At 72.1% G+C, this 23,133-nt stretch carries 22 protein-coding genes; 8 read left to right on the top strand and 14 right to left on the bottom strand.

The annotated features are described in order from the left end of the window. Positions 1-75: 75 nt before the first annotated feature. Both ACH4KB_RS06110 and ACH4KB_RS06105 read right to left on the bottom strand, forming a co-directional pair. Positions 76-723 (bottom strand): LuxR C-terminal-related transcriptional regulator, encoded by a 648-nt coding sequence (locus ACH4KB_RS06110; RefSeq protein ID WP_398064026.1) that lies wholly within the window; start codon positions 721-723, stop codon positions 76-78. Next, complete coding sequence (locus ACH4KB_RS06105; protein ID WP_398064023.1) at positions 708-1,976, bottom strand: sensor histidine kinase; 1,269 nt, start codon at positions 1,974-1,976, stop codon at positions 708-710. Before ACH4KB_RS06105 ends, ACH4KB_RS06110 begins: the two co-directional genes overlap by 16 nt. A 296-nt stretch (positions 1,977-2,272) precedes the next feature. On the opposite strand from ACH4KB_RS06105, the gene ACH4KB_RS06100 reads away from it, so the two are divergent. Beyond that, positions 2,273-4,420: an MMPL family transporter gene (locus ACH4KB_RS06100; RefSeq protein WP_398064021.1), complete on the top strand. Its 2,148-nt coding sequence runs from the start codon at positions 2,273-2,275 to the stop codon at positions 4,418-4,420. 79 nt (positions 4,421-4,499) lie between these two features. Here the strand turns inward: ACH4KB_RS06100 and ACH4KB_RS06095 are convergent, their stop codons facing one another. The 4 genes from ACH4KB_RS06095 to ACH4KB_RS06080 form a co-directional block, all read right to left on the bottom strand. Then, complete coding sequence (locus ACH4KB_RS06095; protein ID WP_398064019.1) at positions 4,500-5,162, bottom strand: winged helix-turn-helix domain-containing protein; 663 nt, start codon at positions 5,160-5,162, stop codon at positions 4,500-4,502. Positions 5,163-5,523: 361 nt separating this feature from the next. Beyond that, positions 5,524-6,558, bottom strand: a complete 1,035-nt coding sequence (glnII, locus tag ACH4KB_RS06090; RefSeq protein ID WP_398064017.1) for a glutamine synthetase — start codon at positions 6,556-6,558, stop codon at positions 5,524-5,526. A 163-nt stretch (positions 6,559-6,721) separates the two neighbouring features. Further along, a complete protein-coding gene (locus tag ACH4KB_RS06085) occupies positions 6,722-7,864 on the bottom strand; it encodes an ARPP-2 domain-containing protein (RefSeq protein ID WP_398064014.1) in 1,143 nt (380 codons plus the stop codon). Beyond that, complete coding sequence (locus tag ACH4KB_RS06080; protein ID WP_398064011.1) at positions 7,861-9,387, bottom strand: hypothetical protein; 1,527 nt, start codon at positions 9,385-9,387, stop codon at positions 7,861-7,863. Before ACH4KB_RS06080 ends, ACH4KB_RS06085 begins: the two co-directional genes overlap by 4 nt. Before the next feature lie 333 nt (positions 9,388-9,720). On the opposite strand from ACH4KB_RS06080, the gene ACH4KB_RS06075 reads away from it, so the two are divergent. Beyond that, complete coding sequence (locus ACH4KB_RS06075; protein WP_398064009.1) at positions 9,721-10,641, top strand: Gfo/Idh/MocA family protein; 921 nt, start codon at positions 9,721-9,723, stop codon at positions 10,639-10,641. Positions 10,642-10,811: 170 nt separating this feature from the next. Here ACH4KB_RS06075 and ACH4KB_RS06070 read toward each other — a convergent pair whose 3' ends face one another. Beyond that, entirely contained in the window at positions 10,812-12,230 is a 1,419-nt protein-coding gene (locus tag ACH4KB_RS06070) for a PLP-dependent aminotransferase family protein (protein ID WP_398064006.1), read from the bottom strand. A 47-nt stretch (positions 12,231-12,277) separates the two neighbouring features. Here ACH4KB_RS06070 and ACH4KB_RS06065 point away from each other — a divergent pair, with 47 nt between their 5' ends. Continuing rightward, positions 12,278-12,796 carry a carboxymuconolactone decarboxylase family protein gene (locus ACH4KB_RS06065; protein ID WP_398064004.1) on the top strand — a complete coding sequence of 173 codons (519 nt, stop codon included), beginning with the start codon at positions 12,278-12,280 and terminating at the stop codon, positions 12,794-12,796. Positions 12,797-12,874: 78 nt separating this feature from the next. On the opposite strand, the gene ACH4KB_RS06060 is transcribed toward ACH4KB_RS06065, so the two are convergent. Then, complete coding sequence (locus ACH4KB_RS06060) at positions 12,875-13,834, bottom strand: hypothetical protein (protein ID WP_398064002.1); 960 nt, start codon at positions 13,832-13,834, stop codon at positions 12,875-12,877. 28 nt (positions 13,835-13,862) lie between these two features. Beyond that, positions 13,863-14,228, bottom strand: coding sequence for an arsenate reductase family protein (locus ACH4KB_RS06055; RefSeq protein ID WP_012381235.1), 366 nt, complete (start codon positions 14,226-14,228; stop codon positions 13,863-13,865). Between the two features lie 120 nt (positions 14,229-14,348). Here ACH4KB_RS06055 and ACH4KB_RS06050 point away from each other — a divergent pair, with 120 nt between their 5' ends. From ACH4KB_RS06050 to ACH4KB_RS06035, 4 genes are all read left to right on the top strand, one after another. After that, complete coding sequence (locus ACH4KB_RS06050) at positions 14,349-14,654, top strand: hypothetical protein (RefSeq protein ID WP_050357980.1); 306 nt, start codon at positions 14,349-14,351, stop codon at positions 14,652-14,654. Positions 14,655-14,870: 216 nt separating this feature from the next. After that, on the top strand, positions 14,871-15,698 hold the full coding sequence (locus ACH4KB_RS06045; RefSeq protein ID WP_398064000.1) for a M55 family metallopeptidase: 828 nt from the start codon (positions 14,871-14,873) through the stop codon (positions 15,696-15,698). Between the two features lie 60 nt (positions 15,699-15,758). Continuing rightward, on the top strand, positions 15,759-16,304 hold the full coding sequence (gene cpt, locus ACH4KB_RS06040; RefSeq protein WP_398063999.1) for a chloramphenicol phosphotransferase CPT: 546 nt from the start codon (positions 15,759-15,761) through the stop codon (positions 16,302-16,304). Positions 16,305-16,343: 39 nt separating this feature from the next. After that, positions 16,344-16,910: a GNAT family N-acetyltransferase gene (locus tag ACH4KB_RS06035; RefSeq protein WP_398063997.1), complete on the top strand. Its 567-nt coding sequence runs from the start codon at positions 16,344-16,346 to the stop codon at positions 16,908-16,910. A gap of 619 nt (positions 16,911-17,529) precedes the next feature. On the opposite strand, the gene glnA is transcribed toward ACH4KB_RS06035, so the two are convergent. Continuing rightward, entirely contained in the window at positions 17,530-18,939 is a 1,410-nt protein-coding gene (glnA, locus tag ACH4KB_RS06030; protein WP_398063994.1) for a type I glutamate--ammonia ligase, read from the bottom strand. Positions 18,940-19,220: 281 nt separating this feature from the next. Between glnA and ACH4KB_RS06025 the strand changes: the two genes are divergently transcribed. Beyond that, positions 19,221-19,628 carry an RDD family protein gene (locus tag ACH4KB_RS06025; RefSeq protein ID WP_398064654.1) on the top strand — a complete coding sequence of 136 codons (408 nt, stop codon included), beginning with the start codon at positions 19,221-19,223 and terminating at the stop codon, positions 19,626-19,628. Positions 19,629-19,761: 133 nt separating this feature from the next. On the opposite strand, the gene ACH4KB_RS06020 is transcribed toward ACH4KB_RS06025, so the two are convergent. The 4 genes from ACH4KB_RS06020 to lipB form a co-directional block, all read right to left on the bottom strand. Continuing rightward, complete coding sequence (locus ACH4KB_RS06020; RefSeq protein ID WP_398063991.1) at positions 19,762-20,469, bottom strand: DUF4191 domain-containing protein; 708 nt, start codon at positions 20,467-20,469, stop codon at positions 19,762-19,764. A gap of 30 nt (positions 20,470-20,499) precedes the next feature. Beyond that, a complete protein-coding gene (locus tag ACH4KB_RS06015; RefSeq protein ID WP_398063990.1) occupies positions 20,500-20,700 on the bottom strand; it encodes a hypothetical protein in 201 nt (66 codons plus the stop codon). A gap of 271 nt (positions 20,701-20,971) precedes the next feature. Then, the gene (gene lipA, locus ACH4KB_RS06010) at positions 20,972-21,952 is read right to left on the bottom strand and encodes a lipoyl synthase (protein ID WP_398063988.1); all 981 of its coding nucleotides are present in this window, start codon (positions 21,950-21,952) and stop codon (positions 20,972-20,974) included. A gap of 248 nt (positions 21,953-22,200) precedes the next feature. Further along, positions 22,201-23,028 carry a lipoyl(octanoyl) transferase LipB gene (gene lipB / locus ACH4KB_RS06005; RefSeq protein WP_398063986.1) on the bottom strand — a complete coding sequence of 276 codons (828 nt, stop codon included), beginning with the start codon at positions 23,026-23,028 and terminating at the stop codon, positions 22,201-22,203. Between the last annotated feature and the right edge of the window lie 105 nt (positions 23,029-23,133).

Below are 23,133 nucleotides of genomic sequence, written 5' to 3'. Positions count from 1 at the left end.
GCACACCCCGGCCGCGCGCGGCGGGCTGGTTCGCGGGCTGATCGACACCCTGCGCCCCCGGCCGCGTACGACGGATCAGCCGTGGTCCAGATAGGCCAGCACCGCCAGCACCCGGCGGTTGTCGTCGTCCGACGGGGGCAGATCGAGCTTGCCGAAGATGTTGGACGTGTGCTTGGCCACCGCCCGCTCCGTGATCACCAGTTGCGAGGCGATGGCGGCGTTGGAGCGGCCCTGGGCCACGAGTTCCATCACCTCCCGCTCGCGCGGGGTGAGTCCGCCCATCGGCCGGTCCTGCGAACGGCGGGACAGGAGCTGGGAGATGACCTGCGGGTCCATCGCCGTGCCGCCCGCCGCCACCCGCCGTACGGCATCGATGAACTGGTCCGCGTCGAAGACCCGGTCCTTCAGCAGATAGCCGATGCCGCCGTCGCCGTCCGCCAGCAACTCCCGTGCGTACAACTGCTCCACGTGCTGCGAGAGCACCAGCACCGGAAGCCCCGGACGCGCCCGGCGGGCGGCCAGGGCGCACTGGAGGCCCTCGTCCGTGTGGGACGGCGGGAGCCGGACGTCGACGACGGCGACGTCCGGCTCCAACTCTGCCAGGGCCCTGGTCAGTTCGGGCCCGGTCTCCACAGCCGCGGCGATCTCGAAGCCATACGCCTCCAGCATGCGCACCAGGCCGTCGCGCAGCAGGAAAAGATCTTCGGCTAGGACAACTCGCAAGGAATCTCCATGGTCACCATGGTGGGACCGCCCGCGGGGCTGCTGACGGCCAGGACGCCGTCGAATGTACCCAGTCGCCGTTCGATTCCGCTCAGCCCCGAGCCCGATCCGACGACCGCACCGCCCCTGCCGTCGTCCGTCACCGAGATCCGGAGCATCCCCTCCGCGTGGTGGAGGTCCACGTAGATCCGTTCCGCCCCCGCGTGCTTCACCGTGTTCGTCAGGGCCTCGCTGACCGCGAAGTACGCCGCCGACTCCACCGGGGCCTGTGCCCGCCCCGGCAGCTCCACCGTCACCTCGGAGGCGACCGGCAGCCGCAGGGCCAGCGCCCGGACCGCGTCGCCGAGGCCCCGCTCCGCGAGGACCGGCGGGTGGATGCCGCGCACCAGGTCGCGCAGTTCGGTCAGCGCCTCCGCCGAGGACTCCCGGGCCATCGCCAGCATCTTCTTCGCCTGCGCCGGATCCTTCTCGATCAGCGCCTCGATCGTGCCCAGGTTCATGCCCATCGCGACCAGCCGGGCCTGCGCCCCGTCGTGCAGGTCCCGCTCGATGCGGCGCAGCTCGGACGCGGCGGTGTCCACGGCCTCGTGCCGGGTCTCGGTCAGCCGCTCGACGCGCTGCGCCAGCTTCTCGTCCCGGCTCGGCCCCAGCAGCGTACGGGCGAGCAGGAAGTGCGCCCGGAGCACCGGCTCGGCACCGCGCATGCCGAGGTGGAAGAGCACGATGCCCAGCGCCAGGGCGGCCAGACCGGTCAGCTGGCTGCTCACCGGCACGAACATGTACCAGTACGGGTCGTCCTGGAACACCCGCCACAGCCCCGCCGCCAGGACCACCGATTCGATCGGGTAGAGCATCAGCCCGGCGGACACCACGGCCAGCACCGTGCCGGCCGTCATGTCCATCAGCAGCCACAGCAGGTCCCGCCAGGTCGCCGGGTCCTTCAGCATCAGCGTGGTGCGCTCCACCTGACCCGTGACGCCCGGCCGCAGATCCTTCGGGAACGGCCGGTACGGGACCGGAATCCGCACGTACGACCAGGTCGCCGCCCACAGCCGCCGCTGGTTGGCGTGCTTGCGGACCGCCTCCAGCACCACCGGGGTGGTGAACACGCCGACGCCCAGCAGGATGAAGGCGATCGAGAGCACCGCGAGCACGAACAGAGTGATGGACGCCGCCAGGCCGGCCACCGACAGGAACAGTCCGCGCCCCGCCGCCAGCGCCGCCGACCGCAGCCGTCCAGAGAACACCTTCATCGCGGGTCTCTCCCCCCTCACCGGAGCCGGGCTGGTCCCGGTCCGGGTGCCAGTCTCACCCGGCCCCGCCCCGCCGCGTCAGCCGGTCCGCCACCCGGAGGGGGTGTACCTGGCACCACCCCGCATCCGCCCCCTACGCCTCCGCGACCGGGGGCCCCGACGGCTGGGGCGGACCGCGTCCGATTCCTAGATTCGAAGCGTCCCGATCACTTACCTGACGCTTACCTCCGGGGGAGAACCGCATGAGGCGCAGAAACCGCACGATGCCCGGAAACCGCACGAGGCCCGGAAACCGCATGAGGCGCAATCTCGCCGCAAGCATCGGCGTGTGGAGCACCCGTCATCGCAAGACGGCCGTATTCGGCTGGCTGCTCTTCGTCGTGCTCGCCACGGGCATCGGCGGGGCCACCGGCATGGTCGAGATGACCAACGCAGAGAACGGCGCGGGCGAGTCCGCCCGCGCCGAGCAGATCCTCCTCGACGCCGGACTCGACAAACCCGCGGGCGAACTCGTCATGGTCTCCGCCCCCGCCGCAGGGGACTGGAAGCCGGCCGCCGAAGCCCTCGCCGACGCCGTACGGCAGACCGGCGAAGCACAGAACATCGCCCCGCCCGTCGCCTCCGAGGACGGCAAGGAGGCCCTCATCGCCTTCGAGATGAAGGGCGAGGCCGCCACCTCGTCCGACCGGATCCAGCCCGTCCTGGACGCGGTCGCCGCCGTGGGCGAGGACCACCCGGACACCGAGATCCACCAGTTCGGCGAGGCCAGCGCGGGCAAGTGGCTCGGCGACCTGCTGGCCGAGGACTTCAAGAAGGCCGAGTTCACCGCCGTACCCCTGGCCCTCGGCATACTCCTCGTCGCCTTCGGCGCGGTCGTCGCCGCCCTGCTCCCGGTCGGGCTCGCCCTCACCGCGTGCATGGCCGCCTTCGGCCTCCTGTCGATCGCCAGCCACCAGCTGCACCTGTTCCAGACCACCTACTCGGTGATGTTCCTGATGGGCTTCGCCGTCGGCGTCGACTACTGCCTCTTCTACCTGCGCCGCGAACGCGACGAACGCGCCGCCGGACGGGACGCCGAGACCGCCCTGCGCATCGCGGCCGCCACCAGCGGCCGGGCGGTGCTCGTCTCCGGCCTCACCGTGATGGTCGCGATGGGTGGCATGTTCCTCTCCGGACTCCTGCTGTTCAAGGGGTTCGCGCTCGCCACGATCATCGTCGTCTTCATCGCCATGCTCGGCTCGGTCACCGTCCTGCCCGCCCTGCTCTCCTGGCTCGGCGACCGCATCGACGCCGGCCGCATCCCGCTGCTCAACCGCCGCGCCCAGCACGGCCAGGCCGGCAGCGGCCGGATCGTCGGCCGGGTGCTGGGCCCCGTACTCGCCCGGCCCCGCGCCTTCGCCGTCGCCGCCGTCGTCCTGCTGCTCGCCCTCGCCGCGCCCGCCCTCGGCATGAAGACCGAATCCCTCGGCCTGGAGAAGCAGTTCGGCTCCGACTCGCGGCTCTCCATCGCCCACAGCCGCATCACCGAGAGCTTCCCCGGCGGCCCCGCCCCCGCCCTCGTCGTCGTCACCGCGCCCGACATCACCGCCCCGGACGTCACCAGGGCCCTCGACGGCTTCGAGGACGTCACCGTCCACCGCGCCGAGAACGTCGCCGAGATCGAGATCCCGCTCCCGGGCGGCACCACCGACCTCACCGAACTGCGCGAGAAGCGCCTGCCCGCCGCGTTCGACTCCACCGGTGCGAAGGCCCACGTCACCGGGGAGACCGCCGGATCGGTCGACTTCAACGACCAGCTCCGGCGCGGCATCGTCCCGGTCTTCGCCTTCATCACCGCGGTCACCTTCCTGCTGATGCTGTTCTGCTTCCGCAGCTACGTCATCGCCGTGACGTCCATCGCCCTCAACCTGCTCTCGGTGGCCGCCTCCTACGGCGTGATGACCGCCGTCTTCCAGCACGGCTGGGGCGCGTCGCTCATCGGCTCGGAGGGGGTCGGCGCGATCGAGGCGTGGATGCCGCTCTTCGTCCTCGTCGTCCTGTTCGGCCTGTCCATGGACTACCACGTGTTCGTCGTCTCCCGCATCCGGGAGGCGCGCGGCGGCGGCCTGGACAACCGGGCCGCGATCGAGACCGGCATCCGGCGCACGGCCGGGGCGGTCACCGGAGCGGCGGCCATCATGGTCGCGGTGTTCGCGGTGTTCGGCACCCTGTCCATGCAGGACATGCAGCAGATGGGCGTCGGCCTCGCCGTCGCGGTGCTGCTGGACGCCACCGTCGTACGGATGGTGCTGCTGCCCTCCGTGATGCTGCTCCTGGGCGAGCGCAACTGGCGTACGCCGCGCCTCCTCTCGCGCCTGCCGAGCCTGGCGGAGGAGAGCCATGAGGGGTACGACGAGCCGGCCGGCCCGGTGAGCACCCCCGTCCCGGCGGGCCGGCAGCTCTGAGACGCCCGGACGGCCCCGGACCACGGTGAGGAGGAACCGCGGTCCGGGGCCGCCGGACGTTCCGGGTGGACCGAGCCGGTCAGGGCGTGTACTTGTACCCGACCCGCCGGACCGTCTGGATCGAACGGCGGTACTGGGCACCGAGCTTGCGGCGCAGGCGCGCGACATGGACGTCGACGGTGCGCCCGTCGCCCACATGCCCGTAACCCCACACCGTCGTCACCAACTGGTCGCGGGTGTGCACCCGGTGCGGGTGCGCCACCAGATGCGACAGCAGCTCGAACTCCAGATACGTGAGGTCGAGGGCGACGCCGTCGACCGAAGCCGTACGCCGGGTGGCGTCGATCCGGACCGGACCGGCGGGCGCCCCCTCGCCGACCGACCGGTCGGGCTCCGGCCGCGGGGGGAGGGGTGAGCCGCCCGGCCGGGGCCGGGAGGCCGCGACGGCCCCCGCGAGCGCCTGCTGCTGGTCGGCCGGCACGAGCACCAGGTAACCGATCATCGGCGGCTGACCGGGCAGGGCGGGCAGGGTGTGCTGCGGGGCGGGCAGCCAAGTGGCCCCGGGCGGGAGGAAGTCCGCCACGCCGGCCGGCGGCCCGGCGACCTCGTCACGGTCGACCGCGCGCAGCCGGTGCCGGTTCGGGTGGGCGGGGAGGGAACGGGCGGTGGGACGGGCCGCAGCAGGCGCCGGTGACGCCGCGGTGGCGGCGGACGCGGCGGAGAAAGTACGGGTGTTCGCCATGAGGGTCAGCTCTTTCGCGCGAGGAGTCGTCAGGGACGGACTTACGTCGTGCGCGCGGACCGAAGGCCGGGGTGAGCGGCTTTAGTGGGCCTGCGCGTTCCACGCGCGGCAACACACCCGGTCGAAATCATGGTGCTGACGGGAAGGCCAGAACGGTTCGAGGTCGCTGCGACCCGACGCGATGTGCTGGTAGCTGGCCATGTGCTCCATTGAAGCAGACATCGCGGCCGTACAGCAGACTCCTCCCACCCGTCGATACGGACCCTTTGCGTAACGCTTCTCACGCCCGGCCGTCACCGCCCACGGGGGAGGGGCCCGCCGGCGAACCGGCGGGCCCCTCCTCGCGTGACCGGCGTCGGGGTCAGACCTGGCCGGCCTTCTCCAGCGCGGTGCAGCACGTGTCGACGATCAGCCGGGTGACGACGTACGGGTCGACGTTGGCGTTGGGGCGGCGGTCCTCGATGTAGCCCTTCTGGTCCTGCTCGACCTGCCACGGGATGCGGACCGAGGCGCCACGGTCGGAGACCCCGTAGCTGTACTCGTTCCACGGGGCGGTCTCGTGCAGGCCGGTGAGCCGGTCGTCGATGCCCGCGCCGTAGTTCTTCACGTGATCCATCGGCTTGGAGCCCTCGCCCAGCGACTCGCACGCGGTGATGATCGCGTCGTAGCCCTCGCGCATCGCCCGCGTGGAGAAGTTGGTGTGCGCGCCCGCGCCGTTCCAGTCGCCCTTGACCGGCTTCGGGTCCAGGGTGGCGGAGACGTTGAAGTCCTCGGCGGTGCGGTAGAGCAGCCAACGGGCCACCCACAGCTGGTCGGAGACCTCCAGCGGGGACAGCGGTCCCACCTGGAACTCCCACTGGCCGGGCATGACCTCGGCGTTGATGCCGGAGATGCCGAGCCCCGCCGCCAGGCAGTTGTCGAGGTGCTTCTCCACGATGTCGCGGCCGAAGATCTCGTCCGCGCCGACGCCGCAGTAGTAGCCGCCCTGCGCGGCCGGGAAGCCGCCCTCGGGGAAGCCGAGCGGCCGGTGGCCGTCGAAGAAGGTGTACTCCTGCTCGATGCCGAAGATCGGGGCCTGGCCCGCGAACCGCTCGGCGAGCGGGCGCAGCGCGGCCCGGGTGTTGGACTCGTGCGGCGTCATGTCGATGTTGAAGACCTCGCACAGGACGAGGATGTCCGAGCCGCCGCGGATCGGGTCCGGACAGGTGAAGACGGGCTTCAGTACCCGGTCGGACGCGTGGCCCTCGGCCTGGTTGGTGCTGGAGCCGTCGAATCCCCAGATGGGCAGATCCGCCACGTCGCCCGACGGCGCGCCGTCCATGATCTTCGTCTTGGAACGGAGCTTGGCGGTCGGCTCGGTGCCGTCGATCCAGATGTACTCAGCCTTGAACGTCACGGACGCCATCCTTTGCGGGTGCAGCGGTCTATGCGCCGCAGCTTGGCAAGACGCGATTTCCCGTCCGTTGCCCGGATGTGAACCCCGTGTTACCGAGGCTTCCTGCGTTACGGGGGCCCGTGCCCAGGCCCGTCGCCCAGGGCCCGGGGGCGACGGGAGAAGCTCAGACACCGCCCTTGAGCAGGGCCGAGAACCCGGCCGCCCGCAGCCGGCGGACCAGCTCCTGGCGGCTCGACCCCAGCGCGGCGGCCGCCCGGTCCAGCTCCCAGCCGGCCCCGGCCACGGTCCGCAGGATATGGCCCCGGCGGATCTGGGCGTCGGAGAGCCGGAACGTCTTGAGGTAGGCGACCCGCCCCCGGTGATCGGTGATCGTCTCCCCGATGTGCTGCCCGCCCGCGTCCCGGACGAACGGCGGCAGGAAGCGCCACAGGGTGAAGGACTTCATCCGGTACGCCCGGTCGAACGCGTACGAGGTGTCCAGCAGCTCCCGCGCGAACAGGGTGCCGTGCGCCTCCTCCCACGCCCGCTCCCGCTCCCGCGCCGCCGACCGCAGTTCGGCGAGTGTACGGATGTGCTCCTCGCCCCCGATCCGCACCGGCACCTGGGGCACCGGCGCCCCGTACAGCGCGTACTGGTGCACCAGCTCCCCGTAGAGGTCCTCCACCAGCGAGGCGTGCAGAAGGCGGTAGTCGTCCGGATGCGGGACGACGAACGCGGCGGCGAGCGCGTCGGAGACGTACACCATCACCCCGCACTGGCCCGGGTGGATCTCGAAGATCCGCAGCGCGTCCGCGAGCCCGCGCACCGACCGCCCGAGGTAGGCGTCCTCGGCGCGCGGCGAGAGCCCGTCGCGCAGGGCCGTCCGCGACCACTCCTCCCAGGCGGTCGACGGACCGCCGAAGTGCAGGGCGAGATACCCCTCCAGCGCCAGGTGCAACGGCAGGAACCGCAGCCGGTCGCCGGGGCGCCGTTTGGCCATCCGGTGATGCGGCAGCGGCGGCAGCGGGACGGCCCGGGGCGCCCCGCCCCCGCCGAACTGGGTACCGTACGCGGCCGACTGGCGGCGGCCCGCCACCGGCGCCGGGCCGTCCTCCTTTGACCAGTCGGCGACCAGACCGTGCGGGATGTACGAGACATAGCGGGCCCGGGGCCCGAGCTCGACGATCCCCGCGCCGAGACCCTCGTACACCTCGCGGTGCAGCCGCAGCCCCTCCACCGGCGCCTCGCGGACCAGCGGGACGAGACGGACACCGCCCCACACCTGCGAGGGCCGGGCGGTCAGCCCGGTCAGCTCCAGCCGGTTCACGGGGCCACCCCCTCCTCTTCGCCTGCTCCGGTGAACCGGGCCACTCGCCGGTCCAGATACGCGTACAGCTCCGCCGGCCCCGTGCGCCCCTCCGCGAACCGGGCGATCTCCACCAGCGCGGGCAGATCCTCCGCGTCCCGGATCCCGGCCGTCGCCACCCCCGCCGCCAGCCGCCGCACGTCGAAACCCTCCGCGTCGTATACGGGGTTGACGTGCACCACCGCCGTCCGCCGCTCCGGATCCAGCCGGCGCCGCCACACCCGCAACACCTCGCCCGCCAGCCCCGCCGGAGCGTTGTCCCAGCCGTCCGAGACGATCATCAGCCGGTCCGGGGCCGCGCCGCCGGGGCCCGGCTCCAGCGCGTCCAGGACCCGCGTCCCCAGCGGGGTCGGCCCCCACGGGCGTACGAGCAGCGCGTCGTCCGCGCCCGAGGTCCACAGCCCCCGGTACGCGCCGGGCGCGGCGAGCACCTCCAGCAGGTGGTGGCAGGCCAGCGCCACGGCGAGGGGCCGCCGCCGCTTCTGACCCGAACCGGACGAGGAGAAGCTGTCGTCCAGCACCGCGTGCACCCGCCCCCAGCTCCCCGCGTGTCCGCCCGCCGCCCGGCGGGCCGCCGCGCGCAGGGCGCCGGTCAGCTCCGCGCGCCGCTCGGCGCGCTGCTCGAAGCCGAGCGACAGCACGTACAGGGCGAGCCGGGTCAGCGGCATCACGGTCAGATCCACCTGCGCCGCCGGGGCGTCTCGCCGCCGGACCGCGGCCTGCTGCTCCTGGGTACGCAGCCGCTCCAGCCGGGTCATCCGGGGCGCGGCCCGCTTCAGGAACACCTCGCGCCGCATCCCGTGCTGGGCGGCGAACCCCTCCGCCACCGTGAACGGCAGCTCGGCCACGGCCCTCTGCTCGTAGTGGGCGCGGCGCCAGGCGTCGAGCAGCCCGTGCTCGTAGCGCGGCAGCCGGCCGGGGCGGAACAGGAACGCCCCGACCTCGGCGAGCGGCTCACCCCCGTCCGGGCAGGGCAGGTGGATGTGCCGGACGGCCGTCTTCAGCCCGGCCCGGTACTTCACCGCGTCATGGCCCAGATCCGGCCGGGCCGCCAGCCAGTCCCGCATGATCGCCCGGGTGCGCCGGTTGTTGACCTTGCCGCGGCGCAGCTCGCCGAAGAGCCGGTAGACGCGTGGCGGCGGCAGCAGCGCCAGCCGGGCGGCGATGAGCCGCCCCTCGGTACGCCGCTCCCCGGGGCTCGCCTCGCCCGCCGTCTCCAGCAGCCGGCGCACGATGAGGGCCGCGTTGTGGTGGTTGATGTCCAGGGCCAGCGAAGCCGCGTACACCCGGCGGTAGTTGACCCGTACGTAGGCGTGCAGGAAGTCCAGGGACAGCTGTTGGCCGGCGGTGCCCGAGCGGAACTCGCGCTGCCCCGTCGCGGTGATCGCCGCGTTCACGAAGAGCAGGACGTCCTCGGCGGCGACGAGGTCGGCGACGGTCTCGGCCGCGCGTACGGTCTCGGCCGCGCCTGCGGCCTCAGGCACGCGTACGGCCTCAGACGGGCGTGCCGCCTCGGACGCTCCCGCGTATTCGGGCGTGTTCATGAAATCCCCTGGGAGAAGCAGAGATGCCGGCCGGGGAATGGAGGCGCGAACAACGAAATCATCGCTTCATAGGCACGTCTCGGAAGTCGCGCCGGAGTCCCGCGGCCGGCCCCGGAAACGTAACGGGGCGGGCCCGCTCCGCGCCACCGCATTCGGACGCCCGGCCACGTCCCGCGCGAAGAGCCGGCTCCTCGTGCGCGGGCGGGCCCGTGCCCGGGTGCGAACGCCCCGGCCCCCCGCACGGCCGGCCGGCGCACCCGGCAGACTGGCCCCATGGACTCATCTGCCGCCACCACGCCACCTCTCCGCATCGGCCTCCTCGGCACCGGCCCCTGGGCGCACAACACCCAGGGCCCCGCGCTGGCCGCCCATCCCGGCGTCGAACTGAGCGGGGTGTGGGGCCGCAGGGGCGAGGCGGCGGATGCCCTCGCCGCCGTCCACGGGACCCGCGCGTACACCGGGGAGGAGGGCATCGACGCGCTTCTGGAGGCGAGCGACGCGGTGGCCTTCGCGCTGCCGCCGGACGTGCAGGCCCCGCTCGCGGTCCGCGCCGCCGAGGCGGGCTGTCACCTCCTGATGGACAAGCCGGTGGCCACGACGGTGGAGGGGGCCCGTGCGGTGGCCGGGGCGGCGGAGAAGGCGGGGGTGGCCTCGATCGTCTTCTGCACGCTCCGGTTCGCGCCCGAGACCTCCGCGTGGATCGCCGAACAGGCGGCGGTGGACGGCTGGTTCACGGCTCGCGCCCAATGGCTGGGATCGCTCTACGCGGCAGGTTCGACCAGCGCGTACGCGGACTCCCCGTGGCGGCGCGAGAAGGGCGGCCTGTGGGACGTCGGCCCGCACGTGCTCTCCGTGCTGATCCCGGTCCTGGGCGACGTGGAGCACCTCACCGCCGCCCGGGGGCCGGCCGACACCACCCACCTGATTCTCCGTCACACCTCCGGCGCCTCCAGCACGGTGACCCTCGGGCTCAGCGCCCCGCCCGGCGCGGCGGGCGCCGAGATCGAGTTCCGGGGCGAGCGGGGCACGGCGTCGCTCCCCGGGTGGGACGGCGCGGAGACCGCGTTCAGGGGCGCGGTGGACGCCCTGGCCGAAGCGGCACGCACGGGGGTGCCGCACGCCTGCGACGCGCGCTTCGGCCTCCACCTCACGGAGCTGCTGGTGGCGGCGGAGACGCAGGCACAGGCGGGCTGACCGGCAGGAGCGAGGGGCACGGGCGTGCGGCCCCCTGCTACCGGGCCTGGGGGCTCCGGGCCGGGCCTTCAGCGCCTCCGGGCCTGGGGGCTCCGGGCCTCCAACGCCTCCGGGGCCTCCAACGCCTCCAGCGCCCACGGGCGTGCGCCCCCGCCGCCCCTGCCGCCGGCTCACCCCGGTGGCAGGGCCCGGCACAGGACCTCCAACGCCTCCGGGTAGGCGGATTCGGCGGGCGTCGCGTACCCGACGACGAGGCCGTCCCGGGGGTCCTCCGCCGGCCCCGCCCGCTCCGAGCCCGGGTGCAGGTAGTCGGCGAGGCCCTCGACCGCCAGCCCCTGCCAGGCCGCCGCCCGGACCGCCGAACGCTCGGTGCCGGGCGGCAGTTCCAGCAGCGCGTGCAGGCCGGCGGCGATCCCGGTGACCCGGACGTGCGGGGCCCGCCGCTCCAGGGCCGCCACCAGCTGGTCCCGGCGGCGGCGGTGGCGCTGCCGCATCCGGCGGACCTGCCGGTCGTACGCGCCCGACTCCACGAAGTCCGCGAGCGTCAGCTGCTCGGTCGCGCTGGAGAACAGCTCCCGCTCGCCCTTCGCCGCGACGACGGGGCCGACGAGCCGCTGGGGCAGCACCATCCACCCGATCCGGAGGGTGGGGGACAGACTCTTGCTCACCGACCCGACCAACACCACATGCTCGGGATCGAGCCCCTGGACAGCACCCACGGGCTGCCGGTCGTAGCGGAACTCCCCGTCGTAGTCGTCCTCCACGACGAGCCCGCCGGTGGCCCGGGCCCAGTCGACGACGGCCGCCCGCCGCGCGGGGTGCAGAGGTCCGCCGGTGGGGAACTGGTGGGCGGGCGTGAGGAGCACGGCACGGTCGTGCCGGGTGAGCCCGTCGACCCGGGCGCCGTCCGCGTCCACGCCGAGCGGCCGGGTGCCGACCCCGTGGGAGCCGAGCAGCGCACGGTGGAAGGGCAGGCCGTACTCCTCCGCCGCCCACGGACCGCCCACCACCTCCGCCAGCAGCCGCAGCCCGTGCGCGGCCCCCGAGCACAGCACGATCCGCTCCGGCGCGGCCCGCACCCCGCGCACCCGGGCCAGATAGCCGGCGAGGGCCCGCCGCAACTCGGGCCGCCCGTGCGGATCGCCGGGCCCGAACGCGTCGTCGGGGGCGGCGGCGAGCGCACGCCGCGCCGAGGCCAGCCAGGCGGTGCGCGGGAAGACCGAGGGGTCCGGCTGCCCCTGGACCAGGTCGTGGACCGGGCGGGCGGCGCGCTCGGGGGTGCGCGGCCGGTGCACGGGGGTGACCGGGACGGCCCGCTCGGCGACCCGCGTCCCCGAGCCCTGCCGGGCGGCCAGCCACCCTTCCGCGACCAGCTCGGCGTACGCGTCGGCGACGGTGTTGCGGGCGAGGCCGAGATCGGCGGCGAGGGAACGGTAGGGCGGCAGCCGGGTACCGGGGGCGAGCCGTCCGCTGCGCACGGCCTCGCGCAGCGCGTCCATCAGCAGGGCCCGGCGGTTACCGGTTCCGGAGAGCTCAAGGGGCAGATCGCTGCCCAGGATCTCCGCCGAATTGACCCATGAATTGATCACAGAAATGCACCCCGCACCCAGTCGCCCGTCGCCCTAGATTCGTACCCATGACGACGACGCAGATCAAGACGAACGACCGCACCACCACCCCGGCCACCACCGTCCGGAGTAGCAACGCCACCGGCAGGCTCGACTTCGCGAGGAGCGCCCCGAAGGTCTTCCGGGCCGTGATCGGCCTGGACGCGGCGGCCCGCGCGGGCCTGGACCCGACACTGGTCGAACTGGTCCAGATCCGCGCCTCGCACCTGAACCGCTGCGCGTACTGCCTGCACATGCACACGACGGACGCGCGGAAGGCGGGCGAGAGCGAGGAGCGCCTGCACATGGTCGCGGTGTGGCACGAGGCGGACCACTTCTTCACCGAGCGGGAACAGGCCGCCCTGGCCCTGACGGACGCGGTCACCCGGATCGGGGACGCCGGCGTCCCCGACGAGGTCTACGACCGCGCGGCGGCCCACTTCGACGAGGAGGAGCTGGCCCACCTGCTGGCCCTGATCCTCACGATCAACACCTGGAACCGCATAGCTCTGTCCACCGCCAAGCGCGCGGGCACGGACGAACGCTGAGCACCGTGGCAGGCCCCGGGCGCCGAGGTCCCCGGCTCCGCTGGAAGGGACCTCGGCGCCCGGGGCCCGGCCCGGTGGTCACATCAACCGGGGCCGGAGATCCAGCCAGGCCCGCACCTCGGCCCGCAGCTCCGGGTCCCGCACCCGGGGCAGCAGCGCACCGGCTGCGAGGGAGAGCCGCTTGGCCGCCCGGGAGGCATTGACCGCAACCAGGTGCCCCTCGCTGTACGGGGTCGCCTCCCGGGTCGCCACGTCCGCCCGGGACACCGGGATGGCCTCAAGGCAGGCCCGTACGGCCGCGTCCGGGGCAAGCAGCCCGTAGCGGGCGATCTCGCAGACGGCTTCGGTACGGTCGAGAACTCCGGCGGTCTCGCACTTCCCGAGCAGCCAGAGCGCGGCCTCCAGCCAAGCTGACCGGTTGAGGCCGGCGCTCCGCTCGCCCTCGGCCGGTATGCGCTGTCCGCACGCGACCCACAGGGACCACCACCAACGGGCTGCTTCACCCGACTCCTCGGGCTGCCGCCGCCGCGCCCAGGCCTCCCGCTCCGGTGCACCGAGCCCGGCCAGATGACGCACCCGGTCCCGTCCGGCATTCCGGGACCACGGCGCGGGCTCGCCCCGGGGACCGGGTGCGAACCAGGCGGGGGCCGTCATCTGCAGCACCTGGCCGGTGGTCTCGTCGGCCAGCACCCCGACCCTGCTGTCGGCCCGGACGAGGCGGCGGCACCCCACCCCGTCGGGCGCGACCTCCACCAGCGGGAAGCCGATCCGGTCCAGCGCCGCGGAGAGCCGGTCGACCGGCAACGGCACGTCGAGCCGGTGGGCCTGCACCGTGACGTAGAGGCCCTGCCAGGGCTCCCCGGCTGCGCCCCGCTGCCAGGCCAGCTCAACCAGGTCGTAGCAGCGCAGCAACTGCCCTGGCCCGGTGAAGCTCTCGACGAACCCGTGGCCCAGGAGGCCGGTGACCTCGGCGGGCGTACTCGTGGCGTCGGCACCGCCCACAGCACCGGTGACGACGAAGTCGGTGAAGAACCTCATCCCCGGGGAGACCTGACGGGATACGGAGTCAGACACCGCGCCCCAGCGCGTCCCGCACCGCTTCCTCGCTCCGCGCCACCACGGCCGTACCGTCCTCGGCGGTGATGATCGGCCGCTGGATCAGCTTCGGGTGCTCGGACAGGGCGGCGATCCACCGCTCCCGCGAACCGGCCTCCCGCGGCCACTCCTTCAGCCCCAGCTCCTTCGCCGCCGCCTCCTGGGTCCGCGTGATGTCCCACGGCTCCAGACCGAGCCGGTCCAGCACGGCCCGGATCTCCTCGGGCGATGGCACGTCCTCCAGGTAGCGGCGGACGGTGTAATCCGCCCCTTCCGCGTCGAGCAGGGTGAGCGCGCCGCGACACTTCGAACAGGCCGGATTGATCCAGATCTCCATGGGGCCAAGGTTACGCGAGGGGCTGCCGAAATAGGCTCTGGCCAGGGGCGATTGTCAGTGGGGGGCAGTAAAATGGAGGGAGTTCGTGAGGGTTCCACCACGCTGCCAGGAGGATGCCGAATGGCTGTTGCCACAGTCACGACCGAGCCGCTCGACCGACAGCTCCCGATGCCCTTCCACCCGCCGCTTCCCACCCCGCTGCCGAAGAAGCGACTGCCCGCGGGCCGCCCCCGCGAGTGGTACGTCTCCCACAACCGCCGCCTCAAGGCCATGCGCCTGGCCATCGCCCTGCTCGACAGCGGGGTCTACCAGCCCTCCAGCGCCGGCAACCACCGGATACGGATCACCGCCGAGCGCCTGGGCATCCACCCGCCGTCCGACACCACCTGCCGCATGGTCCGCGCCCTGATCCGCTACGGCCGCTGACCGGAACCGACCGGAGCCCCGACCACAGCCCCCGGACCGTCGAGCGACGTGTCCGGGGGCACCCGGCTGCCGGGCTCCGCCGTAAGGGACCATGGCCCGACCGAACAGAGAAACGCGCCCAGCACGCCACCCGGCGCTCGGCAGAACGCGTCGAGGAACGCCACCACGCCACCACGCCGACCCGGCCACGCGTACGAGAGGTAGGCTCCCGCACCCATGAAGCTACTCATCTCGGTCGACATGGAAGGCGTCTCGGGAATCGTCCATCCCAGCGAGACGAACCCCGAGCGCTACGACTACCAGCGCGGCCGGGAGCTGATGACGGCCGACGCGAACGCGGTCGTCGCGGGCGTCCTGGACGCGGATCCCACGGCCGAGGTACTGGTCGCCGACGCGCACGGCACCTTCCGCAACCTCCTGCCGGAACAGCTGGACCGCCGGGCCCGCCTGGTCCGGGGCAAGCCGCGCACACTGCACATGCTCGCCGGGCTCGACGAGGCCACCGACGCCGCGCTCTTCGTCGGCTACCACGTCCGCGCGGGCGAGGGGCCGGGCGTGCTGGCGCACACCATGAACGACGCGATCCTCGACGTACGGGTGGCCGGCCGCTCCCTGGGCGAGACCGGGCTCAACGCCGCCATGGCCGGCCACCTCGGCGTACCGGTCGTCCTGCTCAGCGGCGACGACGCGGCCTGCGCCGAGATGAACGCCCTGGTCCCCGAGACGGTCACCGTCGCGGTCAAGGAGGCCCTGGGCATGGCGGCGGCCGTGACGCTGCACCCGGAGGAGGCCCGGGACCGGCTGCGCCGGGCGGCGGCGGACGCGGTGACCCGCCGCGCCGAGATCCCGCCCCTGGCCCTCACCGGGGCCCTGGACGTGGAAGTCGACCTCGTGAGCCCCCACACCATCGACCTGGCGACCCTCGTCCCGGGCGTCTCGCGCGCCCGGGGCGCTCGTACGGTCACCTTCACGTCCCCCGACTACGCGACGGCGTACCGGCTGATCCTCCTCCTCGCGCAACTGGCCACGATCAAGCCCGCCTGACCCACGGCCGTCGCCCGAAAACGCGTCGAACACGCCCCCGGTTCCCTCTACTGTGACCAGGTGGCAACCGAGGTGATCGTGCTGAACGGCGGCTCCAGCTCCGGCAAGTCGGGCATCGTCCGCTGCCTCCAGGCGGAACTGCCGGACCCGTGGCTCGCCGCCGCGATCGACACGTTCGTGGACTCGCTGCCCGCGTCCCTGCGCACCTCGGACGCGGGTATCGAGTTCGCCGAGGACGGCGGCGTGGCGGTCGGCCCGGAGTTCCGCAGGCTGGAGGCGGCCTGGCGCGAGGGCGTCGCGGCGATGGTCCGCGCGGGCGCCAAGGTCATCGTCGACGACGTGTTCCTCGGCGGCCCGGCCTCCCAGGAGCCGTGGCGGAAGGCGCTGACGGGCCTGGACGTCCTCTGGGTGGGCGTCCGTTGCGAGGGCACGGCAGCCGAGGCCCGCGAGATGGCGCGGGGGGACCGCCCGAGGGGCATGGCCGCAGCACAGGCGGAGGCGGTCCACCGGGGCGTGGTGTACGACCTGGAGGTCGACACGACCCACGCGGAGTCCCTGACCTGCGCACGCGAGATCGCGGCCCACGTAACCCGACCGACCGACTGACCGACCTGTCCCTGCACCCCCCTACCTGGCTGGAGCGAGATGACCGACCTGTGGACCGGCGAGAGGGTACGCCTGCGGGGCGTCGAACCGCAGGACTGGGAGGGCTTCCGGGCCCTGGCCCTGCACACCGTGGACGCCCGCAACGCCGACGTGGTCGAGCCGCCCCGCTCGGACGAGAGCTTCCGCGCCTGGGTCGCCGAACGGGCCGGCCGCGCCCCGAACCCGGCCGCGTACCACCTGGTCATCGAGACCCGCTTCGAGCACGCCTTCGTCGGCGCGGTGTCGGTCGGCGAGACGGACGCCCGGGCAGGCCGCTTCCGTACGGGCATCGAGGTCACCCGGGAACACCGCCGCCAGGGCTACGCGGCCGAGGCCTCCGAGCTGGTCCTCACCTACATGTTCGCCGAACAGCGCTGCCACAAGTGCGAGGTGGAGGTCTACGCCTTCAACGACGCCTCCCTGGCCCTCTACCGCAAACTCGGCTTCGTGGAGGAGGGCCGCCTGCGCCAGCACGAGTTCTTCGCGGGCACGTACCACGACGTGGTCCTGCTGGGCATCACGGCGGACGAGTACTGGGCGGGGCGGGCGCGGCCTTCGTTGCGGTGAGGACGAGGCGGCAACTGGTCGCCCTGCGCCTGGAATCAGCCGAAACGTGCGGGGCGACGGTCGCGGAGTGTGTGCCTCCTTGACGATGCCTTCAGCGTCGTCTTCCCCAGCAGCCATTCAACGCGTTCCGCGAATCGTACTGCCATGCCCGGGTCCTGCCATGGATCTTGTGCCGGGTTGGTTTGGTAACCATCGCGCAGCAGGGTCAGTTCTTTCCATCACGCCGATGACGTGGTCTTGGAACGCCGACAAGTCCCGGTTCGGTGGTACGTGATCCCACACAGAGGAATGGATAGCGGCCCGCATCCACGGGGCTGTGTGCAGCGCTGCGGGTTCGTCTTCGGCCTGGTCCTGTTGAAACTGCACATGGATTGAGCGCGCCTGGAAGACGGGTCCGTGCGTCGTTCCGCCTGAGACCAGGTTGCTTATTCCGCTGTCCTCGGTGTTGATCGCGACCATCACCCGGGGGCGGGGCTTTCGATGGACGCGCAAGGCCAAGAGATCACCGTCGACAGGCGACGTCAGGCGCGCCTGACAACACGCCCGAGGGCCGTCACCTCCAGGAGGAGGTGACGGCCCTCGGTGGCCCGGGCGCGGGCGAGCCCCGCCCGTGGTGTTTCTAGAGGTCGAAGTACAGCTCGAACTCGTGCGGGTGCGGCCGCAGCTGGATCGGGGCGATCTCGTGGGTGCGCTTGTAGTCGATCCACGTCTCGATCAGGTCCGACGTGAAGACGCCGCCCGCCTGGAGGTACTCGTTGTCCGCCTCCAGGGCGTCGAGCACGGCCGGGAGGGACGTCGGGACCTGCTGGACGTTGGCGTGCTCCTCGGGAGCCAGCTCGTAGAGGTCCTTGTCGATCGGCTCGGCCGGCTCGATCTTGTTCTTCACGCCGTCCAGGCCCGCCATCAGCAGAGCCGAGAACGCGAGGTACGGGTTCGAGGACGGGTCCGGGGCGCGGAACTCGACGCGCTTGGCCTTCGGGTTCGAGCCGGTGATCGGGATGCGCATCGCGGCGGAGCGGTTGCGCTGCGAGTACACCATGTTGACCGGGGCCTCGAAGCCGGGGACCAGGCGGTGGTAGGAGTTCACCGTGGGGTTGGTGAAGGCCAGCAGCGACGGGGCGTGCTTCAGGATGCCGCCGATGTAGTAGCGGGCCATGTCCGAGAGGCCGGCGTAACCCTGCTCGTCGTAGAAGAGCGGAACGCCGCCCTGCCACAGCGACTGGTGCACGTGCATGCCCGAGCCGTTGTCGCCGAAGATCGGCTTCGGCATGAAGGTCGCGGTCTTGCCGTTGCGCCAGGCGACGTTCTTCACGATGTACTTGAAGAGCATCAGGTCGTCGGCCGCGGCGAGCAGGGTGTTGAACTTGTAGTTGATCTCGGCCTGGCCGGCCGTGCCGACCTCGTGGTGCTGACGCTCGACCTGGAGGCCGTTCTTGTCCAGCTCCAGGGAGATCTCGGCACGCAGGTCGGCGAAGTGGTCGACCGGCGGGGTCGGGAAGTAGCCGCCCTTGTAGCGGACCTTGTAGCCGCGGTTGTTCTCCTCCGACCCGGTGTTCCAGGCGCCGGCCTCGGAGTCGATGTGGTAGAAGCTCTCGTTCGCCGACGTCTGGAAGCGGACGTTGTCGAAGACGTAGAACTCGGCCTCCGGGCCGAAGTACGCGGTGTCCGCGAAGCCGGTCGAGGCGAGGTACGACTCGGCCTTCTTGGCGATGTTGCGCGGGTCACGGCTGTACTGCTCGCCCGTGATCGGGTCGTGGATGAAGAAGTTGATGTTGACGGTCTTGTCACGGCGGAAGGGGTCCACCCGAGCCGTCGACAGGTCCGCGCGCAGCGCCATGTCCGACTCGTGGATGGCCTGGAAGCCGCGGATCGACGAACCGTCGAAGGCCAGTTCCTCGGCCGGGTCGAAGGTCGCTGCCGGGATCGTGAAGTGCTGCATCACCCCGGGCAGGTCGCAGAACCGGACATCGATGAACTTCACGTCGTTGTCCGCTACGTATTTCTGCACTTCGTCGGCGTTCTGGAACATCCAACTCCTCCTACTCCCGGCCCGGGCGGGACGGGGTTGCAGCTTGTGGTGCGGCCAGTGCGGTGGCGCACGCTGGACCCGACCATAGGCAGGCGTGATTTCTCAAGCGTGACCCATTTGTTTCGCCCAAGTTAACCGGGGCGGTGGTGGGCGGCATCTCCGCGACTGTTTCCGGTGCCCCGCCCGGCCGGGGGCAAACACGGGCGCAGTACCGTGGACGGGTGGACAACAGGCAAGCAATCGGATCGTGGCTCTCGGGGCCCCGCGCGGCCGCCGAGGAGATGGGCGCCGACTTCGGCTACCGCGGCAAGGGGCTCGGGCTGCCCGAGGAAGGGCCCGGCTCGGTCGCTCCGCTCGGCCGGCGCTTCGGGGCTCTCTTCATCGACTGGACACTCTGCATGCTGATCGCATACGGGCTGCTCGCTCGCGGTGACCAGCAGGCGGCGGGGAACTGGGCGCTCGGGGTCTTCCTCGTGATGAGCCTGCTGACCGTCGGCACCATCGGCCGCACGCCCGGCAAGCGCATCCTGGGCGTACGGGTGGTCGCCGAGGACGGCGGGCGCCTCGGGTTCGTGCGCGTCGCCGTGCGGACCGCACTGCTCCTGCTCGTCATCCCCGCGCTGGTCTGGGACCGCGACGGACGCGGACTGCACGACCGGCTGTCGCGTGCCGTGCAGGTCCGGATGTGACACCCCCGGCCCGCGCGGATGTGATCTCCCCGACCCGCGTATGAGAAACGGGGCGGCCCCGGGACCGTTCACCGGTCCGGGGCCGCCCCGTTTCACGACTGTCGCCGTAGTCAGCGCATGTTCCCGCCGTGACTCAGCGCATCTTCCCGCCGCGCGGCATCCGCATGCCCTTGGGCATCGGGCCCTTCGGCAGCGGCATGTTGCTCATCAGGTCGCCCATCGCGCGCAGCCGGTCGTTGGTGGAGGTCACCTGCGGGCCGGTCAGGACGCGGGGGAGCTTCAGCATCTTGGTGCGGACCTTCTTCAGCGGCACCTGGCCCTCGCCGTTGCCGACGATGATGTCGTGCACCGGCACGTCCACCACGATGCGGGCCATCTTCTTCTTCTCGGCCGCGAGCAGGCTCTTCACCCGGTTCGGGTTGCCCTCGGCCACCAGGACGATGCCGGCCTTGCCGACCGCCCGGTGGACGACGTCCTGGCTGCGGTTCATCGCCACCGCGGGGGTGGTGGTCCAGCCGCGTCCGATCCGGTCCAGGACGGCGGCCGCCGCTCCGGGCTGGCCCTCCATCTGTCCGAAGGCCGCCCGCTCGGCGCGCCGGCCGAAGATGATCGCCATCGCGAGGATGGCCAGGACGAAGCCCAGGATGCCCAGATAGACCGGGTGTCCGATCGCGAAGCCGATGCCGAGGAGGACACCGAACGTGACGATTCCGACACCCGCGACGACAAGACCGATCTTGCTGTCGGTCCGCCTGGTCATCTTGTAGGTCAGGGCGATCTGCTTGAGCCGCCCTGCGTTCTCGGCGCTGTCCGCGCCTTCAGTTTTTGCCTTCCTCGCCATGTACGGAAGTTTACGTGGCGTGGGAGCGACCTAGGAACGCTGGTCGGCCACGGCTTCCAGCACGTGCTCGGCCTCCACCCGGTCCTTGGCGCGGCGGCGGTCCTCCAGGACGGCCGTCCAGGCGTTGCGACGGGCGGTGCGCTGGCCGCTGCTGAGCAGCAGCGACTCGACGGCGCGCAGGGCGGTGGTGACGGACGGAAGGGCGTGGGCGCGGACCGGTGCGGCCTGCATCGTGGTGTTCCCCCTCGGAACGGATGCGCCTCCGGGGCGCGGATGAGTGTGGGAAGCGGTGGCGGCGACGGCTGCCGGAGCCGCTGCCGCACGTGTACCCAGGGTCACTGTTTGGTGTTACCAGTGCATGACCGGGCGGTCAAACACCAATGAAGCCTTGATTCCGGCGCCGCGCACGCCGAAGCGGTCCGTACGCGTCCCCGACCTGCGGGGAGCGTCCGGACCGCTTCGGGCGATGCGGTTACTGCTCGGTATTCGCTCGTGAGCGGATTCACACGGCCTGTGCGGCCTGGGTGCTCCCGACGACGGCGACGCCGCGCGCCTCCATCGCCTGCTGGAAGAGACGTCCCGCGCGGTACGAGGACCGCACCAGCGGGCCCGACATCACGCCGGAGTAGCCGATCGCGTCGGCCTCGTCCTTCAGCTCGACGAACTCGTGCGGCTTCACCCAGCGCTCGACCGGGTGGTGCCGTACCGAGGGGCGCAGGTACTGCGTAATCGTGATGAGCTCGCAACCCGCGTCGTACAGGTCCTGGAGCGCCTCGCTGACTTCCTCGCGGGTCTCGCCCATGCCGAGGATCAGGTTCGACTTGGTGATCAGACCGGCCTCGCGGGCCCGGGTGATGACCTCCAGGGAACGCTCGTAACGGAAGCCGGGGCGGATCCGCTTGAAGATCCGCGGCACCGTCTCCACGTTGTGCGCGAGCACCTCGGGGCGCGAGGAGAAGACCTCCGCGAGCTGCTCGGGCTCGGCGTTGAAGTCGGGGATCAGCAGCTCGACCTTGGTCGCCCCCGCCTCCCGCTCCGCGGTGAGCGTGTGGATCTGGCGGACGGTCTCGGCGTACAGCCAGGCGCCGCCGTCCTCCAGGTCGTCGCGGGCGACGCCGGTGATGGTGGCGTAGTTCAGGTCCATCGTGACGACCGACTCGCCGACGCGGCGGGGCTCGTCACGGTCCAGCGCCTGCGGCTTGCCCGTGTCGATCTGGCAGAAGTCGCAGCGCCGGGTGCACTGGTCGCCGCCGATGAGGAAGGTGGCCTCGCGGTCCTCCCAGCACTCGAAGATGTTGGGACAGCCCGCCTCCTGGCAGACCGTGTGCAGCCCTTCGCCCTTCACCAGCTGCTGCAGCTGCTTGTACTCGGGGCCCATCTTCGCCCGCGTTTTGATCCACTCGGGCTTGCGCTCGATGGGGGTCTGGCTGTTCCGGACCTCCAGGCGCAGCATCTTGCGCCCGTCGGGTGCGACAGCGGACACTCCGGCTCCCCTTTGCTCTCTGCTGCGTTGGATTCGCGTCGGGTTCGCGTGGGATGCGCGAGCGATGCGCGAGGGAATCGCTTGGGATTCTTTGGCGAACACCAGGGTACGCCCGTACATCAAACGGTCTTACGCCTGCCCAACCTGCGGCCGACGGGGCCTATTCCCCGGCCGGTGGCGGCGCTCGGGGCTACTGGCCGGTAAGCCGGCAGGTCGGCAGGTCGGTAGGTCGGTTCGGCTCGTGGTCCTCAGGCGGGGGCCGGGGCCGGAACCGTGGACGCGGCCTCCGGCCGCTCGATCACGCGCGGCGCGAGCTCCGCGTTCTCCAGGATGTCGCGCAGATGCTTCTCGGCGACCGGCAGCACCTCCTCGATGGTGATCTCCCGGCCCAGCTCGTTGGCGAGGGACGTGACCCCCGCGTCGCGGATGCCGCACGGCACGATCCGGTCGAACCAGGTGTTGTCCGGGTTCACGTTGAGCGAGAAGCCGTGCATCGTGACGCCCTTGGCGACCCGGATCCCGATCGCGGCCAGCTTGCGGTCCTCGCGGCGCTGGCCGGCGTTGGACGGGGCGTACTCGGGGCCGTTCAGCCGCGCGTCGAACTCCTCGTCCTGGAGCCTCGGGTCGAAGTCCAGCGAGAGGCCGCCCAGCGCCCGGCGCTGCTCGACCGGGTCACCGAGCACCCAGACGCCGCTGCGGCCCTCGACCCGGGAGGTCTCCACGCCGAAGTCCGCGGCCGTGCGGATCAGCGCGTCCTCCAGCCGGCGGACGTGCGCGACGACGTCGACCGGGCGCGGCAGCTTCTGGATCGGGTAGCCGACGAGCTGCCCGGGGCCGTGCCAGGTGATCTTCCCGCCGCGGTCCACGTCGATGACCGGGGTGCCGTCCAGCGGACGCTCGCTCTCCGCCGTGCGACGTCCCGCGGTGTAGACGGGCGGGTGTTCCAGGAGCAGACAGGTGTCCGGCACCCGGTCCTCGAACCGGTCCGCGTGCACCTCGCGCTGCTTCTGCCAAGCCTCCGTGTACTCGACGGCCTGTTCGCCGAAGCCCAGACGGACGAACCGCAGTTCGCTCACCGATGCCTCCCTATGTGGGTTCCGCGTGCCCGGAGGGGTGTCCCCGGGGTGACGGAACCCTGCACTGATCGCGCCCTCGTCCACTGTACGACCGTCGCCCGAACA

Origin of the sequence: Streptomyces sp. NPDC017520 (assembly GCF_044329855.1) — a bacterium.
GTDB lineage: Bacteria > Actinomycetota > Actinomycetes > Streptomycetales > Streptomycetaceae > Streptomyces.
This window is presented reverse-complemented; position numbering and strand designations above follow the sequence as displayed.

Excerpts from the sequence above, each read along its gene's own strand:
- ACH4KB_RS06105 (WP_398064023.1), bottom strand. The coding sequence starts at position 1,976 with ATGAAGGTGTTCTCTGGACGGCTGCGGTCGGCGGCGCTGGCGGCGGGG.
- ACH4KB_RS06100 (WP_398064021.1), top strand. The coding sequence starts at position 2,273 with ATGAGGCGCAATCTCGCCGCAAGCATCGGCGTGTGGAGCACCCGTCAT.
- ACH4KB_RS06095 (WP_398064019.1), bottom strand. The coding sequence starts at position 5,162 with ATGGCGAACACCCGTACTTTCTCCGCCGCGTCCGCCGCCACCGCGGCG.
- ACH4KB_RS06075 (WP_398064009.1), top strand. The coding sequence starts at position 9,721 with ATGGACTCATCTGCCGCCACCACGCCACCTCTCCGCATCGGCCTCCTC.
- ACH4KB_RS06065 (WP_398064004.1), top strand. The coding sequence starts at position 12,278 with ATGACGACGACGCAGATCAAGACGAACGACCGCACCACCACCCCGGCC.
- ACH4KB_RS06060 (WP_398064002.1), bottom strand. The coding sequence starts at position 13,834 with ATGAGGTTCTTCACCGACTTCGTCGTCACCGGTGCTGTGGGCGGTGCC.
- ACH4KB_RS06055 (WP_012381235.1), bottom strand. The coding sequence starts at position 14,228 with ATGGAGATCTGGATCAATCCGGCCTGTTCGAAGTGTCGCGGCGCGCTC.
- ACH4KB_RS06050 (WP_050357980.1), top strand. The coding sequence starts at position 14,349 with ATGGCTGTTGCCACAGTCACGACCGAGCCGCTCGACCGACAGCTCCCG.
- ACH4KB_RS06045 (WP_398064000.1), top strand. The coding sequence starts at position 14,871 with ATGAAGCTACTCATCTCGGTCGACATGGAAGGCGTCTCGGGAATCGTC.
- ACH4KB_RS06035 (WP_398063997.1), top strand. The coding sequence starts at position 16,344 with ATGACCGACCTGTGGACCGGCGAGAGGGTACGCCTGCGGGGCGTCGAA.
- glnA (WP_398063994.1), bottom strand. The coding sequence starts at position 18,939 with ATGTTCCAGAACGCCGACGAAGTGCAGAAATACGTAGCGGACAACGAC.
- ACH4KB_RS06025 (WP_398064654.1), top strand. The coding sequence starts at position 19,221 with ATGGGCGCCGACTTCGGCTACCGCGGCAAGGGGCTCGGGCTGCCCGAG.
- ACH4KB_RS06020 (WP_398063991.1), bottom strand. The coding sequence starts at position 20,469 with ATGGCGAGGAAGGCAAAAACTGAAGGCGCGGACAGCGCCGAGAACGCA.
- ACH4KB_RS06015 (WP_398063990.1), bottom strand. The coding sequence starts at position 20,700 with ATGCAGGCCGCACCGGTCCGCGCCCACGCCCTTCCGTCCGTCACCACC.